This window comes from Pedobacter suwonensis (assembly GCF_044762335.1).
GTDB lineage: Bacteria > Bacteroidota > Bacteroidia > Sphingobacteriales > Sphingobacteriaceae > Pedobacter.
On record NZ_JBIWEB010000019.1, the window covers coordinates 68,604 to 83,916 of the forward strand.

Sequence of the window (15,313 nt, forward strand, 5' to 3'; positions counted from 1 at the left end):
GCTCTATCTTTTTTTGCTCTTTTTCTACCAGGCTTCGTCTTTGATAGATTAACAATTATATTTGTAGTCTATCTTTTTATTGCGCATGGCTGTGATCGGGGTAGTTTTCTTCTGCCTGCAAAAAATGCACATCCGATAATGACCATAATTAGGGATATTATTGAACAAATCACTGTCAGCGCATCAATTTTTAACATACGGATAGGGATTCCTATAAGGATGATTGTTGCATAAAAAATTACTAAGTAATGGAAAGGTTTGACCTTACCGAGTCTGATCAGCAGACTTCTTTTTTCGTTAATACTATAAGATCGTTTCATGTTCTCTATTTGCGATCATTTTGCCAAAATCATTCCGATAACTTTATTTTTATGCAAATAACTTACAGTCAGGTGTTTATTTTTTATTCTAAATTTAGAAGTTGCGTGCAGCCATCCATAATGGGGAGGTAATTTTCAAGTTGGGTGTGTCAGATAATCAAAGGTTTATTTCAAAATTGATAATCAATTTCCGCATATGAAGTTCTTAAAAAGTCCAAGATAGATCGCATAAGAAAAGGAGTTTGGCGTCAGAATGTGTGTTAGAATTTACTTAAATCTTCTGAGATGATTTATTGTCTTTTGCAACAGCTTAATCAGCCTAAAAAAGTATTTTAGCAGTTTGTAATAGTATAAAAAGTTCCTGTGATGAATTCCCTACCGAAAAGCCCAATTGAAAAAATAATAGCCCCTGTCAGTCGTTTTGTTCACCTGGAATATACCAGCGGGATTGTTTTACTTATAAGCGTTGTTCTTGCGATCATTTGGGCGAATTCTGCTTTTGGTGAATCCTATCATCATTTATGGGATACACATTTCATGGTCGGTATGGGGAAACATCTTTTGGATAAGCCGCTACATATATGGATAAATGATGGGCTTATGGCGCTTTTCTTTTTTGTTATTGGTCTGGAGCTCAAGCGCGAATTTATGGAGGGTGAGCTTTCCACCTTTTCCAAAGCCTTGCTACCTATGACTGCAGCATTGGGAGGAATGCTCGTTCCTGCAGGCATCTACTTTTTTATCAACCGCGGTACGAGTGCTGACCATGGCTGGGGTATTCCCATGGCCACCGATATTGCTTTTGCACTGGCTCTGCTTTCCATGGCGGGTAAGCACATTCCCGGTAGTATTAAAGTTTTTCTATCGGCACTGGCTGTTGCGGACGACCTCGGCGCAGTACTGGTGATCGCATTTTTTTATACCGGGCAGGTCAACTTTGTAGCACTTGGTATTGCCGGAATATTTTTGCTTGTACTGATTATTGGCAACACAATGGGGATTAGAAGCAGTGCATTTTACCTCATCATTGGCATTGCCGTATGGATCGGGTTTTTGCTCTCAGGTGTTCACGCCACCCTCGCGGGGGTACTGGTTGCTTTTACCATTCCGGCAAGGACGAGAATTGATGAGCAGGTCTATTCCAATAACCTTCGTAAACTAACAGATGATTTTGATCGTGAGATTCCAAGCAATAGTACACTGACCACGCCTGACCAGCACCGTACGATTCAACAGGTGAAGCACCTCAGTCTTGCTGCGGAAACGCCGCTCCAGAAGATTGAGCATGCGCTACATCCCTATGTGGCCTTTCTGATTATGCCACTTTTCGCTCTGGCCAATTCCGGAATAATCATTGGTGCTGATTTTTTTTCGGCGATTCTTAACCCGGTTTCGATAGGGGTGACAGCGGGCCTTGTGCTGGGCAAGTTTACCGGCATATTGCTGTTTTGCTTTGTAATGGTTAAGCTGGGCATTGCCAAATTGCCTGAGGGCGGAACCTGGAAACACATGATTGGGGTTGCGCTGCTTGCCGGAATAGGCTTTACCATGTCGCTTTTTATTAGCGGCCTTGCCTTTTCAAATCCGCAATATGTCGAACAGGCAAAGTATGGGATACTGATTGCCTCTGTTCTGGCAGGCATACTGGGAACTTTGGTATTAAGAGGAACTGCGCCAAATCATATTGAATTAAAAAAATAATTGTATGAAAGAACACGAATCAGGCCTGGGTGCTTACATCAAATTATTTTTTCAGCGCAGGTTCAACCTGCACTTGGATAAGGCCAATGAAGAAGAGGTAGTGACGGCCATAAAGACCAATACGGTTTTTGTCGGTCCAAGTTTATGGACGCTTATTTTTGCGATATTTATCGCTTCCATCGGTCTGAATGTAAACTCGACGGCGGTAATCATAGGGGCGATGCTCATCTCGCCGCTCATGGGGCCGATCATTGGGATTGGACTGGGCATCGGTACCAATGACCTTGCACTGGTACGCCAGGGCGGGAGGAACCTGCTGATTGCGACAATAATTAGTATCGCTACCTCAACACTTTACTTTTACATCACGCCTCTGCATGATGCGCAAAGTGAACTACTCGCCAGGACAACGCCTTCTATATGGGATGTATTCATCGCTTTCGTTGGCGGTTTGGCAGGAGCAATCGCGGTGACCAGAAAAGAAAAAAGCAATGTCATCCCTGGGGTAGCCATTGCGACTGCCCTGATGCCGCCGCTTTGTACAGCGGGATTTGGGCTCGCCTCGGGCAACTTGCTTTTTTTTGCAGGAGCGATTTATCTTTTCTTTATCAACAGTCTGTTCATTTGCATTTCCACTTACCTAATTGTTCGCTTTCTTAAATTCAATAAAAAGTATTTTGAGGACAGAAATACGGAGAAAAAGGTGTCGAGATATGTTCTCATTACCGTTTTAGTAACCATCCTGCCAAGCATTTATCTAGCTTACGGAATTGTACAGAAAAGTATCTTTGAAAATAGTGCGCAGCGATTCATTCGTGAGGAGTTTAATTTCAGTAATACCCAGGTAGTCAATAAGAGTTTTAAGTATTCAAGGAATTCAAGAGAAATCGATTTACTATTGATTGGTGCGGAACTCTCCGAACCAACGGTCGACAGCATCCGTTCAAAACTAACCGTTTATAAACTTCAGGGTACTAAGCTCATTATCCGCCAGGGGCTCGATGCCAGGGCAAATGTGGATTTTTCGCAGATCAAAGCCAGTATTATGGAGGATGTGTTCAACCGGGATTCACTGGCAAAAAAGGTAGTGACGGGAAACAAAGACGAGAGCAGCATTCCAGAAATCCGTGAAGAGATCAAGAGTTTGTTTCCAGCCATAAAAAGTTATAGTGTAGCTAATACCGTCTTCATGAATACCGATACCCTTAAAAGAGATACCATTCTTCAGTTTACTGCAACACTTACAGGGAAGATGTCGGATTCAGATAAAACCAAGATGGGAAAATGGCTTAAGGCAAGGCTCAGGGCTGATAAGCTCAAAGTCGTTTTGGAATAATAGATAAACCACTTTTTAACCTTGATGATTTTTATTTTTTCTTGACTGCCTTATATCCTTAAGGAAACGTCGAACTGGAAAAAAGCCTCTCAGTTGCATTAATATTTGATTTTCAATCTGAAAGCCAAAATAATCCAAGAAAGTTTCTTAATTATCGAACTGCTTTAAGTGAGGTTGTAATGACTTGGTTAACAAATTCTTATGGTCATAAAAAAAGGAAACAACTGGTATAGGTTGTTTCCTTAAGTAGGGTCAACCCGCGGAAGTTCGACCCTTTTTGAGCATTGTGAAGCTGTGGTTAATTTTGATAAAGTTTTGAACAACAAGATGGAGGGACAGTATAGGAAAAAGAAATTATTCGATGACAATCGAAAGTAGGGTGAGAAATATCGTAACCTAATATTTGTTGATATTTTGTAACGGTTTTGTTGCGGTTTATCCTCTCATCTTTTTAGATTAATGCAGATTTTAGCGCCTATATATTTAGGTTGTTAAAATTGAAGGGTTTGAAAGTTAAGCAGGTACCAAATTGCTCTATAATTGGAGTCGTCTTGCTGTACCTGATTATCTCTTTGGGCAATATCTTTTTTTTATCCAACCTCTCCCTTTTAGAGTCCGCCCGGGGAATAAAATCAGCTGCGCAGTACAAAGGTAGCTTTTCTCCGCTTGGAAAGGATTCAAAAATTACCAGACAATTTAAGTGTATCCTTGATGAACGCAAGAAAACCGTGCTTCCTGTTTTGGAAGCTTTTCTTATCGGCGTCATCTTATTTTTGGGGCTTTCGCTTTTAGCCTCTAACCTAAACAGGTATTTTCTTGAGATCAGATACAGGATTGCCGGATCAGTCCCAATTTATATTTCCAACCAGGTCTTTCGGATCTGAGATTTATCTCAATTTTCTTTTATTGACAGGTCCTTCATATGATGAAGTGACGACGGCCGGTTAATCACCGTGTTTCCTGTCCAAGACGTCCGTCAAATCTTTTTCCTTAAATTTTAATTTAAAGACATGATCCGTATTAAACAGATTTTCTGTTTGTTCCCACTTTTATATATGGGGCTGGAAAGCCATGCCCAAACCTCCCCAAAGCCCATCGGGATCGTTGATCTGATCGATCACGTGACCGCTTTTTCACCTTCACTGGCCGCTGATTCAGCAGCAGTTGATATTCGTGCCGCCCAGTTAAGAGAGACCGCGGCGAATGCCCTTCCAAATCTGAAGCTTAATTATCAGGCAGATCTGGGCTCAAACAATAACGTGGCAGGACCTTATATGGCCTTTGGTATAGTTCCCTCCAATTCCAGAGGTGTTAGGACTGAAAGCACTACCAAGGCTACACTTACTAATCTTGGTATTGTCTCCCTTGATTGGGAGGTCTATAATTTTGGTGCCTATAAAGCTCAGAATGCAGTCGCCAAATCAGAACTTGTCGCTGAACGATCCAAGTTTGCCCAGCGCCGATACCAGACAAGGGCCATCGCTATTGATGATTACCTGAGTCTACTAAAGCTTCAGGACATGCTATCCATTCAAGCAAGCAATATCAGTCGCAATGAGCAGATCAACCGTTCGATTTTATCCCTTGCCAGAAGCGGTGTGCGTCCGGGTGTGGATACCAGTATCGCAGGGGCCGAACTCTCCAAATCAAGGTTGAACTATATTGAAATGGACAATACCTACAGACAGGTTCAGCTCGACATTGCAGCAATCAGCGGGCTAAATCCGGAAAGTATTGTCGCTGACAGTACGATCCTGGATCGGCTAAAATCGCTTGAGGTAAACCTATCGGTAAAACTGACTGACAGTTCAAGTCATCCGCTGCTTGATTTCTACAAAAGCAATTATCTAAGCAGCGTTGAGAAGGAAAACCTGGTCAAAAAAGCCTATAATCCAAAGGTAAGCCTGCAAGCTGCTGCCTGGTCAAGGGGATCAAGCATTGATGCCAATGACAATTTCAACAGTCTCTCGAATGGCTTGGAATGGCAACGGGAAAATTACCTCGTGGGCGTAGGGATCAGTTATAACTTATTTGATCTGCGCAGGCGTCAGTTGAAGTTTAGGACCCAAAAGGCCAGTAGCAATTTTTACTTAAAGGAACTACAGCAGGAAAGGTTAATGTTATCAAATGCCGCCCTTCAAGCAGGACTTGAGATCAGTACCGCGCATAAGAGACTCGATGAAATACCAAACCAGCTAAAGGCAGCGGCCGCAGGGTATCGCCAGAAGCTCTCGCTTTACAAGAACGGGCTGACCGACATCATTGAGCTCAATGCAGCCCTAACCATCCTTTATCGTGCAGAAACCGATTTTGTCAACGCAAAATATCTGTACATCCGGGCGCTTTTTCAAAAGGCTATCGCCACCAACCAAGTAGATTCACTGTTAAACACATTAAAATAATAAAGATATGTCAATGGTTACCTCGGCCCTGAAAAAGCCGATTACAACAGTGGTGATCACCGCGAGTTTACTGCTCTTTGCAGTTCTCAGTGCGCTGAAGATCCCAATAGATATTTTCCCCCAGCTTAATTCGCCGACAATATATGTTATTGAATCCTACGGAGGTATGTCTCCACAACAGATGGAGGGCTTCTTCTCCACTCGTCTACAGGATCAGTTTCTTTATGTTAATGGCGTTAAGAATATTACCGCCAAAAACATTCAGGGTTTGACGATGCTAAAGCTGAGTTTTTATGAAAGCACCAATATGGCAGAGGCTTCTGCCCAAGTTGCCTTGCAGGTTAACCGGGCCATGAAGTTCTTCCCTCCAGGCGCTTTGCCTCCGCAGGTGGTCCGCTTTGATGCCTCTTCACTGCCAGTAGGCCAGCTTGTACTCTCGGCCAAATCCCGCAGTCTGAAAGAAATCTATGATATGGCGGCAACGCGTATCAGGCCCATGTTTTCCTCTGTCGCAGGGCTTTCAGCGCCACCGCCATTCGGTGCCAATTCCCGCTCGATTACCATTAGTGTAGATCCGAGCAAATTAAGGAGTTATAATCTGACTCCGGACGAGGTGGTAGGGGCTTTATCCAAGTTCAATGTCATGTCTCCTTCGGGAAATCTAAGGTTGGACAATACCATGATGGTGACCTCTATGAACTCCCTGGTTAAAACGGTCGATGAATTCAACAACATTCCAATAGCTACAAAAAACGGCGTTTCAATATTGGTAAGGGATGTGGCAAGGGTTGCCGATGCAGCGGATGTTACCGTGGATTATGCATTGATCAACGGGAAACGGTCTGTGTATATTCCTGTGGTCAAAACAGCAGACGCCTCGACTTGGTCAGTGGTAAAGTCCTTAAAGGCCAAAATCCCCGAAATGCAGAGCCTCTTGCCGGACGATGTCCACATCTCTTATGAATTTGACCAGTCTGTTGCCGTTATCAACTCGGTAAAAAGCCTGATCACTGAAGGTGGTCTTGGTGCACTATTAACGGGCCTAATGGTATTGCTATTCCTGCGTGATCTGCGAAGCAGTCTTATCGTGGTGATCACCATTCCGGTATCGATTTTAATTGGGGTGCTTTTACTAGGCATGTTCGGTCAGACCATAAATATCATGACCTTGAGCGGTCTGGCACTTGCAATAGGGATCCTGGTCGATCAGGCAACGGTGACGATCGAAAATATCCATCAGCACCTGGAAATGGGCAAGCCCAAACGCGAAGCCATTTACGATGCCTGTGAAGAAATCGCATTCCCGCTGCTGCTCATCCTGCTGTGTATTCTGGCCGTATTTGCACCATCTTTTATGATGAACGGGATACCAAAGGCGATGTTCCTTCCATTGTCCCTTTCAATCGGTTTTACCATGATTGTATCTTTCATCGTGGCCCAGACCCTGGTTCCCATTCTATCCAACTGGATGATAAAGGAAGAACGTTACCAGCACTATGACCATGGTAAGATCCATGCTCATGCAGGAGAGGCCCTGGACGAGAGGCAAGGAGAGCAGGTAGAAAAGCATCTGCAAAATGAAAAGGATGAACCGGAAAAAAATGATTTCTTTGAAAGGGTGAAGGTGCGGTTTATGGCAATCATCCAGCGGTGGATGCCGATGAAAAAAGGTATTGTCGGGATTTATTTAGTTCTGGTCATTGCTCTCGCGGGATTGGGCTTTGTATTTATCGGCAAGGACATGATGCCCAAACTCAACAACGGACAGTTCCAGATCCGCATAAAAGCGCCGGACGGTACCAGATTAGAGCGCACCGAGGAGAAATTTAAGCAGGTACTTTCCATTATCAATCAGACAGTAGATAACCATATCGCTGTTAGTTCGGGATACGTTGGGCTTATTCCGAGTAGTTACGGAACAAGTAACTTATATATCTTCAATACCGGTACCCATGAGGCTGTGCTTCAGGTGAACCTTGATGAAGATTATAAGGTAAATATGGATGAGCTGAAAGATGCGCTGAGAAAGAACATCGCTTATAAACTTCCTGACCTACGTATCACCTTTGAGCCGATTGACATGACCGAAAAGATTATGAGCCAAGGCGCTGCAACTCCTATTGAGATCAGAGTAGCAGGAAAAGATATGGACCAGATCGAGTCTTACTCTAATAAGGTGCTCTCTAAACTTAAAAAAATAGATTACCTCCGTGATATCCAGATTGCCCAGCCCCTGCACATTCCCGTGGTTTCTATTACCCTTGATAGATTAAAGGCGGCGCAGTTTGGGCTGAACGTGGTTGATATCGCAAGGTCAGTTACTGCAAGTACCTCATCCAGCCGATTTACTGAGAAGAACCAATGGCTCGATGAAAAAACCGCCTATACCTACCAGGTACAGGTACAGGTTCCAGAGTATGTCATGAATACAATGGATGAGCTCAAAGAAATTCCTTTGGTTAAAGGGCAGAGCAGTCCGGTACTGGGCGACATCGCTACTTTCAATACCAGTTACCTTCCAGGAGAATATGACCGCTCCGGGCCAAGACGCTTTCTGACCGTGAGCGCAAACATTTATAAAAAGGATCTTGGAACGGCAACTGCTGATGTAGAAAAGGCACTAAAGTCCGTAGGCACGCCTCCTAAGGGACTAACTGCTGAAGTGAAAGGTATGTCGAGCCTGTTGACTGAAACACTATCTTCTCTTCAGGGCGGACTTGCTTTTGCGATATTGGTGATCTTCCTGCTGCTTGCGGCCAATTACCAGTCTTTCAAGCTTTCACTGACGGTTCTTTCGACCGTTCCTGCTGTAATCCTTGGGTCGCTTACCGCATTATTGCTTACAGGTTCTACGCTTAACCTGCAGAGCTACATGGGGATGATCATGTCCACCGGGGTGTCAGTGGCCAATGCGATACTTATCGTGACCAACGCCGAAAAACTCAGGCTGGATTACAAGGATTCTACCCGGGCGGCAGTGGTGAGTGCCGGGATTCGTTTAAGGCCGATCCTGATGACCAGTTTTGCGATGATAGCCGGGATGATCCCGATGGCCTCCGGTATGGGCGAATCCGGTGAACAGACCGCGCCGCTCGGCAGGGCTGTTATTGGCGGGCTATTCTTTTCAACCCTTGCCGCGCTCTTCATCCTTCCGCAGGTTTTCGCTTGGGTACAGAAAAAAAGCAGTTTAAAAGAACCAAACCTAATGCCTAGAAAAACAAGAATTTAAAAGATAAACAACATGAAAACCAGATTCATTCCCATCATAATAATTATAAGTACTCTGGCCGCCTGTGGCGGAAACCAGAAACCTGTGGACATCAGTCCGGAAAAAAACGGTAAGGAAGCCAAATATGAAACGGCTAAGGTTGAAGAAGAGGCCCTATCGAGTTTTACCCGCATTCCGGGCGTGCTCAAGCCTTTCAACCAGGTAAATATTTTTCCAAAGGCCAACGGCTTTGTAAAGGCTATACTGGTCGATTTGGGTTCTAAGGTGACCAAAGGCCAGCTGCTGATGACCCTGGAAGCACCGGAACTCGAATCACAATTGCAATCGGCAAATTCCCGTTACCTGCAGGCACGGGAGACCGCATCGGCGAGCAGTGAGAAATACAGACGTCTGAAAGAAGCAGCAAAAGAGGAAGGTTCGGTATCTCCGCTAGAACTTGATAATGCGCTTTCCAGGATGAAAGGAGATAAGGCCATAGCTGAGGCTGAGCGGTCAAATGTATCCTCCGTACGTACCATGCAGGACTACTTGAAAGTATATGCGCCTTTTGACGGGGTGATCGTTGACAGGAATGTATCACCGGGAGCACTGGTGTCGGCGGGCAAATCTTCGGACCTACCCATGCTGGTATTGCAGGACCTGACCCACATGAGGCTTGAAGTTTCTATACCTGAGGATTATGTAGACAAAGTGGACCTAAGCCAGATGGTCAAGTTCCGCTTCAATGCGCTGCCGGGGGAACAGCGCCAGGCCAAGATCAGCCGGTCTGCAAATTCACTGGGCAACATGCGCCAGGAAATCGTCGAGGTTGACATGGCCAATAAAGATAACAGGTTGAAGGCCGGCATGTATGCCGAGGTTGAAATCCCGCTTAAATCCGGTGCGACTTCGCTTCTTGTGCCTAATTCTGCTATCGTGCGTTCTACAGAACGGAAGTACGTAGTGGAAATTGCAAATGGTAAAGCCAAGCTCGTTGACATTAAGGAAGGGATGAAGGGAAAAGAGATGACCGAGATTTTTGGTTCCATCAAAGCCGGGACAGAGATTATTTCGCCCGCGAACGATGAGATCAAAAGCGGTCAGGCGCTATAAAACATTGCCGGGCGGATATTAGCCGCCCGGCAAATCTTTTTATTAGTCAGATAAGAAAAAAGGAAAATATGAAAGATTTAGAATTTAACCATGAGTTTGAAATTGCGGGAAAACACATTTGCATAGATGTCCCAAAAGAAAGATGCAACCAGGTCTACATCGAGGGAGAGCTGGTTGGGACGGTCTGGGAATGTAAAAAACAAGGGGTAATATCCTTTGTATCAAGAGATTTTAAGCTTGCCCCTTACCTGGAAAGCATTGCGGCCGAGTTAAACATTTTTTACAGGACCTCCCTATGAGTGCCTATGCCGGATGGACATTTCAATCTTTTCTGATCTGTTTCCTGTTATTGATGACTGTAAAGGTAAAGGCGCAAGATCAAACTGCCGTCCCCAGGATATCGGTAGGCTTTGTCATGGGCTTTCCGACCGGAAAGACGGCTAAAACTTATGTCAACGGATACGGGGCATCAACAAAAGTGGAATTCAAGGTTTCGGAGCACCTCAACCTAACCGGATCTGCGGGCTATATGACTTTCCGCTACAGGGATGAGGTAAAAAAACGTCTCGATTATTTAGGAGAGCCAACAAGCATGAATGGTGTTGTTCCAATTAAAGTCGGAGCAAAATATTACTTTGAAGGTATCTATTACGCTGCCCTTGAGCTTGGTGCAGCAAATACCCTTGGAGACCGACTCAATACCTCTTTTGCCTACGGACCGACTTTGGGTGCCAGCATTCCAATTTCCAAGCATTATAGTGCAGATCTCGGCCTTCGTTATGAGGGTTGGAAAAGCAGCGGAGGGCAGGTTTCCTTTTTTGGACTTCGTTTGGCTCTGGCAATTTCAGGAACTAAAAAATAATAGGCAAAATATTTAACCTAAAATTTAAATTATGACAGAGAAAAATATTTCACAACCATTTGAAACTTTTGACCATAATAAATCCTCAGCAAAGGGTGGAGATAACGCATATCACCCCGCAAACCAAGATAGAGAGGTTTTATTGCGTTACCTGCTGGAGCGGTTGAACCTGGAAACCGGCCATCTCAATGAGAAGCGAAAATTGAGGAAGTAGGGGCCTTTTTAGACCTTTAAAAAAACATTCGTAGGAATGGCAAATCAGATTTATTATAACCATGGGCAACCCACAATATGCATGACAAATGGAAAAGATGATATATCTTTTGGAAAATGATGAGGGTATAACCGAAGTATTACAGCTTCTTTTTAACAGTGAGGGGTACGGGGTTTCCGCGTTTTCTTCGGTAAGCTCGTTTATGGCAGGGCTAAGTGAGCATGTTGCAGATCTTTTTCTGCTGGATGTTATGCTCCCCGATGGAAACGGCATTGAAGTCTGCAGTTACCTGAAGTCCTTAGAGAAAACCCGGAATGTTCCGATTATCATGATGAGTGCTCATGCGGACCGTTATGACATCAGAAGGGGCTGCGCTGCAGAGAATTTTATTAAAAAGCCTTTCGATATTCACGACCTGCTGCGTTTGGTAGCGAAACATATTTGACCGGTGATAAAGTACGGGTTCTCTCAAGTTTGGTATTCGTGCTCACAATCAGTGTTTCCATGACAGAGATCCGCTAAGTCGTTCTTACAAGATATATCAACAAAAGCATGCTTGAAATGAAAATAACCACGGTAAGGACTTTGATGAGTGTAGAGGAATGGTAATAACTGCCTTGATTAATAAGTGTATGAGTTTTTTGATAGCGCATAAATGCCAGGATGATGGTCAGTGCGCCTACCCCGACAAGAAGTATTCCTATCCTCTGTGAGTTGCCGGTTTGGTGTACGACGGCTTTGGCCCCAAGAGCGAGAGTGATCTGCTTGATAAAAAGTGAAAACTTTACCACCACAAAACCAAAGCCCATAATTCCTATGCTAGTTCTTATCCAGGCAAGAAAAGTCCGTTCGTTGGCCAGATGGTCACCAGTGTTTGATTTAGGAATGGCTTGTTCTTCTTTTTCCATTATTGATAATATTGGTTGACGGATCACCGCATGCCTGATTAACAAAATTTTATCAATGCTGTTTGGGCGAGTACTGTTTTAATTGTGTAGCTTTTCGATAAATTCCCTAGCATTTTTAAATGCGTTACTCCGCACAGCACATACGATGATAGACAATTTTGTCGAACCTTTTGAATTTTAGTGTTGCCGGTATAAGCCATTGATATTTAAACATGACAATAATTTTCGGCGTTTGCGACCCCGGGTGAAATGGATCCGGCACAACTGATCCTAATCTTTGCATCGTATCGAAATACCAATTTGCACCTTTTAAAGATTCACTGCCGTTTTGGTTTTTACATTAGGGATGAACGATTACCCATCCTTCCGCCGAACGGATGATGATCTCTCCGTTGCCGCTTGGCACATAGCTGATGAAATCGAAGAGATCTGACTTATCGATTTTCCGCTCGCGAACGGTATTCTCGCACTGCGCCAGAATTACGCCCTTTGACTTTAGCAAATTAAGCTGCTCAAGGAACTTTCCATCCTTGCGATAAACCGCCACGCCATCCCCGAAGGCGATAAGCTCAACCTCCAGTTTTCCCTTCAATCTTGGATCCTCCAAAGCATTGTTGATGTTCCTGAGTGTTCCCGAAATATGTTTTTCCTCGGCACTGTTAAGTACATATAGCGCTTTATATGATTTCTTTTTTGCAACAGCACCCCTAAACGGTTTTTTTGTCTCCTGTGCAGATACATTGGTGGTGATGACCATCATGATGACAAGCTGGAGTAAGATCAGTAATTTTTTCATGTTTCTATTTTTTCTGTTTTATAGTTGCGTGCTGTTCAGCCATGTCAATAAACGGACCATATTTATGCTGCTTTTCGCTAAAGTGATCTGCATATGGCCCGAAGGGATAATCTATTGGCTTTGTGTACAGGTTTTTATAGTCGTTTTTGGAATCCAGGTGCGGTCTGGGCTGCGCATTCACAAAAGCGGCTACGTCCCAGGCTTCCGCATCCGTTAAGTTCGGATCTTTGTAGGTGGCGCCATAAGGCATGTTGTTTTTGACAAATCCTGCAAAATTTCCAAGCCTGAACATTCCTGCACCATCGTTATAGCTGTCCCTGCCCCAAAGGGGAGGGTACATATATCCTTTTCCATCAGGTGAGGCAACGCCTTTGCCCGTTTCTCCATGACAGCTGCTGCATTTGGAGGCATATACCGTTTTCCCCTTCAGGGGATCTGCAGGCACATCCAGATATGGGATTTTTTTTACCGAATTATCCGCAATGGAATGTGCGGCGTCCTGTTTTTTTCCAACCCATTTTAAATAGGCGAGCATGGCCAGCATTTCCCTGGAATTTCTTCCCGGAGCTTTGCCGTTCATGCTTCGCTCGAAGCACTCATCAATCCGTTCAAAGGCTTCTTCCTTTCTCCCGCTTCTTGCGCTCATTTTTGGAAAACCTGCATAAAAGATGGAGAAATTATTCGCAAAGGGCCTGGTTCCTGCATCCAAATGGCAGTTCTGACAATTCATACCATTAGTCAGCTTTCCTACGATGCCCTGCGGCCCGAAATAGTATGCCGTACGGACAATCAAATTCCTGCCATACCTGATCAGATCAGCATCGGCTTTGCCCTGAAGCTGCATGGTATTAGGTGCCTTCCAATATTCGGGTTTGGGAACACGGCGCTCTAAAGGTTTTATTTGACTCTTTTTAATGGAGGGATTGGGCTTATCCGCATAGAAATTTTTTGGAAGATGAAATCCGCTGAGCGCTAAAACAAGAGAAAACATTATTGCAACGAATAGGAATGACGTCCATGCGAGATATTTCCCGAACCTGGCAAATACTGCCAGTTTATCTTCGTTGTTTCTTTCTGTTTTCACCCTTTTAAAATATTAATTCTGAAAATCCTTAATGGCCTCACCAATATCAAGCACCTTTTGCTTGCCATCAATAATGGATGCAATCAGTGAGCCTGCAGCCGCACTTCTGTATCCACCGGCGCAATGTACCGCTATGGGTTGATCCAGCGGAATTTCGTTTACCCTTTCCCTTAAATTTCCCAGTGGAATATTTATGCTGTTTTCAAAAATACTGTTTTCCATCCGCTCTGTTTTGTTCCTAACATCCACAATGGTATATCCATTTTGGTTCTCTTTAAAATTTTGGATATCGATAACCTCATCCCGGACAGTTGCTACAGCGCTTACAAAACCGCCGGCAAGCTGCGTCTCATATCCAATGGATGCGGTCCTCGCGATAAGACTATGCAATGTAGCAAGATTTTCTGCCATAAGATAATAGGGTTCTTCAGGCTTCACAATGCTGCCCAGCCAGGTTTCGAATTTATTTCCATCCATGATGTTAATAGCGCCTTCAATATGACCCCCCTTAAAAACATCTTCCCTTCGCGTATCGATAATTAGGGCATTTGGTTTTAAGTTTTCACCGGATTCCATGATCTGAACCGCACTTACCGAATCTTCAAACGGTGCTGCGCCTTTCTTGTTCAAGGCCACATCAAAAGGGAAGTAAAATGGAATGAATGGCTGGTTTTCATTTAATGCGCTCACAAAATCGGCCTCAGTCATTTCCTGCAGTGACCAGTTACTTCTTTTTTCAGCACCAATGGTACTGCTATTGGCCTCGCTCAACGCTTTTCCGCAGAGCGTACCTGCACCGTGTGCCGGATACAGAATCACTTCATCTGAGAGTTTCATCAGTTTGTCCCTTAATGAATGGTACATTTGGGCGGCAAGGAAATTGCGTTCCGCCATTGAATCACCTCCGCTTTCCCTTAAATCCGGCCTTCCGCAGTCACCGATAAAAAGGGTGTCTCCGGAAAATAGCGCTTTTTGTTTCCCATCGTGTTCGAGCAAAATACTGATACTATCCGGAGAGTGCCCCGGGGTGTTGATTGCCCTTAAGGTGATCTTTCCCAGGGTTATCGTCTGGTCTTCATCAAATGGGGAAAACAGGTAGGACGGCGTATTGAGTTTGCTGCAATATATTGTTGCGCCGGTCTTATGATGGATTTCAAGATGAGCACTCACAAAATCCGCATGCGGGTGCGTCTCGATAACACCAACTATTTTGGCCTGGTGTTTTTCGGCAAAATGGTAATATGCAGACGGATCCCTGGAGGGATCGATCAATATGATTTCATTCCGGCATTCGCTCAGTACCGCATAGCTGTAATGGGAGAGGTGCTTGTCTTCAAATTGTTCTATTTTCATGTGTTTTTATTTTTGA

13 protein-coding genes are annotated in these 15,313 nt (G+C 44.3%); 9 read left to right on the forward strand and 4 right to left on the reverse strand.

Going from position 1 to position 15,313, the window contains the following annotated elements; genetic code table 11:
* The first annotated feature begins 686 nt into the window (after nt 1-686).
* The 9 genes from nhaA (at nt 687) to ACIQXP_RS21440 (ending at nt 11,601) form a co-directional block, all read left to right on the forward strand.
* On the forward strand, nt 687-2,021 hold the full coding sequence (gene nhaA, locus ACIQXP_RS21400) for a Na+/H+ antiporter NhaA (RefSeq protein WP_387507630.1): 1,335 nt from the start codon (nt 687-689) through the stop codon (nt 2,019-2,021).
* A 4-nt stretch (nt 2,022-2,025) separates the two neighbouring features.
* Nucleotides 2,026-3,357: a TIGR00341 family protein gene (locus ACIQXP_RS21405; protein ID WP_387507633.1), complete on the forward strand. Its 1,332-nt coding sequence runs from the start codon at nt 2,026-2,028 to the stop codon at nt 3,355-3,357.
* Nucleotides 3,358-4,367: 1,010 nt separating this feature from the next.
* On the forward strand, nt 4,368-5,759 hold the full coding sequence (locus ACIQXP_RS21410; protein WP_269416457.1) for a TolC family protein: 1,392 nt from the start codon (nt 4,368-4,370) through the stop codon (nt 5,757-5,759).
* Between the two features lie 7 nt (nt 5,760-5,766).
* On the forward strand, nt 5,767-8,988 hold the full coding sequence (locus ACIQXP_RS21415; RefSeq protein WP_331283632.1) for an efflux RND transporter permease subunit: 3,222 nt from the start codon (nt 5,767-5,769) through the stop codon (nt 8,986-8,988).
* A 12-nt stretch (nt 8,989-9,000) separates the two neighbouring features.
* Nucleotides 9,001-10,080, forward strand: coding sequence for an efflux RND transporter periplasmic adaptor subunit (locus ACIQXP_RS21420; RefSeq protein WP_269416456.1), 1,080 nt, complete (start codon nt 9,001-9,003; stop codon nt 10,078-10,080).
* A gap of 68 nt (nt 10,081-10,148) precedes the next feature.
* The gene (locus ACIQXP_RS21425) at nt 10,149-10,379 is read left to right on the forward strand and encodes a hypothetical protein (protein WP_269416455.1); all 231 of its coding nucleotides are present in this window, start codon (nt 10,149-10,151) and stop codon (nt 10,377-10,379) included.
* Nucleotides 10,376-10,942: a hypothetical protein gene (locus ACIQXP_RS21430; protein WP_269416454.1), complete on the forward strand. Its 567-nt coding sequence runs from the start codon at nt 10,376-10,378 to the stop codon at nt 10,940-10,942. Before ACIQXP_RS21425 ends, ACIQXP_RS21430 begins: the two co-directional genes overlap by 4 nt.
* A gap of 31 nt (nt 10,943-10,973) precedes the next feature.
* Nucleotides 10,974-11,156, forward strand: a complete 183-nt coding sequence (locus tag ACIQXP_RS21435) for a hypothetical protein (protein ID WP_056095295.1) — start codon at nt 10,974-10,976, stop codon at nt 11,154-11,156.
* 88 nt (nt 11,157-11,244) lie between these two features.
* Nucleotides 11,245-11,601, forward strand: coding sequence for a response regulator (locus ACIQXP_RS21440; protein WP_269416453.1), 357 nt, complete (start codon nt 11,245-11,247; stop codon nt 11,599-11,601).
* Between the two features lie 73 nt (nt 11,602-11,674).
* Here the strand turns inward: ACIQXP_RS21440 and ACIQXP_RS21445 are convergent, their stop codons facing one another.
* The 4 genes from ACIQXP_RS21445 to ACIQXP_RS21460 form a co-directional block, all read right to left on the reverse strand.
* Complete coding sequence (locus tag ACIQXP_RS21445) at nt 11,675-12,064, reverse strand: YidH family protein (RefSeq protein ID WP_056095288.1); 390 nt, start codon at nt 12,062-12,064, stop codon at nt 11,675-11,677.
* 340 nt (nt 12,065-12,404) lie between these two features.
* The gene (locus ACIQXP_RS21450) at nt 12,405-12,860 is read right to left on the reverse strand and encodes a DsrE family protein (RefSeq protein ID WP_387507638.1); all 456 of its coding nucleotides are present in this window, start codon (nt 12,858-12,860) and stop codon (nt 12,405-12,407) included.
* A 4-nt stretch (nt 12,861-12,864) separates the two neighbouring features.
* Complete coding sequence (locus tag ACIQXP_RS21455; protein ID WP_387507640.1) at nt 12,865-13,944, reverse strand: c-type cytochrome; 1,080 nt, start codon at nt 13,942-13,944, stop codon at nt 12,865-12,867.
* 12 nt (nt 13,945-13,956) lie between these two features.
* Entirely contained in the window at nt 13,957-15,297 is a 1,341-nt protein-coding gene (locus ACIQXP_RS21460; protein ID WP_387507643.1) for an MBL fold metallo-hydrolase, read from the reverse strand.
* Nucleotides 15,298-15,313: the final 16 nt, after the last annotated feature.

What these genes read in the sequence shown, in the direction of transcription:
- ACIQXP_RS21450 (WP_387507638.1), bottom strand. Translation starts at nt 12,860, where the DNA reads ATGAAAAAATTACTGATCTTACTCCAGCTTGTCATCATGATGGTCATC.
- ACIQXP_RS21445 (WP_056095288.1), bottom strand. Translation starts at nt 12,064, where the DNA reads ATGGAAAAAGAAGAACAAGCCATTCCTAAATCAAACACTGGTGACCAT.
- ACIQXP_RS21460 (WP_387507643.1), bottom strand. Translation starts at nt 15,297, where the DNA reads ATGAAAATAGAACAATTTGAAGACAAGCACCTCTCCCATTACAGCTAT.
- ACIQXP_RS21420 (WP_269416456.1), top strand. Translation starts at nt 9,001, where the DNA reads ATGAAAACCAGATTCATTCCCATCATAATAATTATAAGTACTCTGGCC.
- nhaA (WP_387507630.1), top strand. Translation starts at nt 687, where the DNA reads ATGAATTCCCTACCGAAAAGCCCAATTGAAAAAATAATAGCCCCTGTC.
- ACIQXP_RS21435 (WP_056095295.1), top strand. Translation starts at nt 10,974, where the DNA reads ATGACAGAGAAAAATATTTCACAACCATTTGAAACTTTTGACCATAAT.
- ACIQXP_RS21405 (WP_387507633.1), top strand. Translation starts at nt 2,026, where the DNA reads ATGAAAGAACACGAATCAGGCCTGGGTGCTTACATCAAATTATTTTTT.
- ACIQXP_RS21415 (WP_331283632.1), top strand. Translation starts at nt 5,767, where the DNA reads ATGTCAATGGTTACCTCGGCCCTGAAAAAGCCGATTACAACAGTGGTG.
- ACIQXP_RS21425 (WP_269416455.1), top strand. Translation starts at nt 10,149, where the DNA reads ATGAAAGATTTAGAATTTAACCATGAGTTTGAAATTGCGGGAAAACAC.
- ACIQXP_RS21430 (WP_269416454.1), top strand. Translation starts at nt 10,376, where the DNA reads ATGAGTGCCTATGCCGGATGGACATTTCAATCTTTTCTGATCTGTTTC.
- ACIQXP_RS21440 (WP_269416453.1), top strand. Translation starts at nt 11,245, where the DNA reads ATGGAAAAGATGATATATCTTTTGGAAAATGATGAGGGTATAACCGAA.
- ACIQXP_RS21410 (WP_269416457.1), top strand. Translation starts at nt 4,368, where the DNA reads ATGATCCGTATTAAACAGATTTTCTGTTTGTTCCCACTTTTATATATG.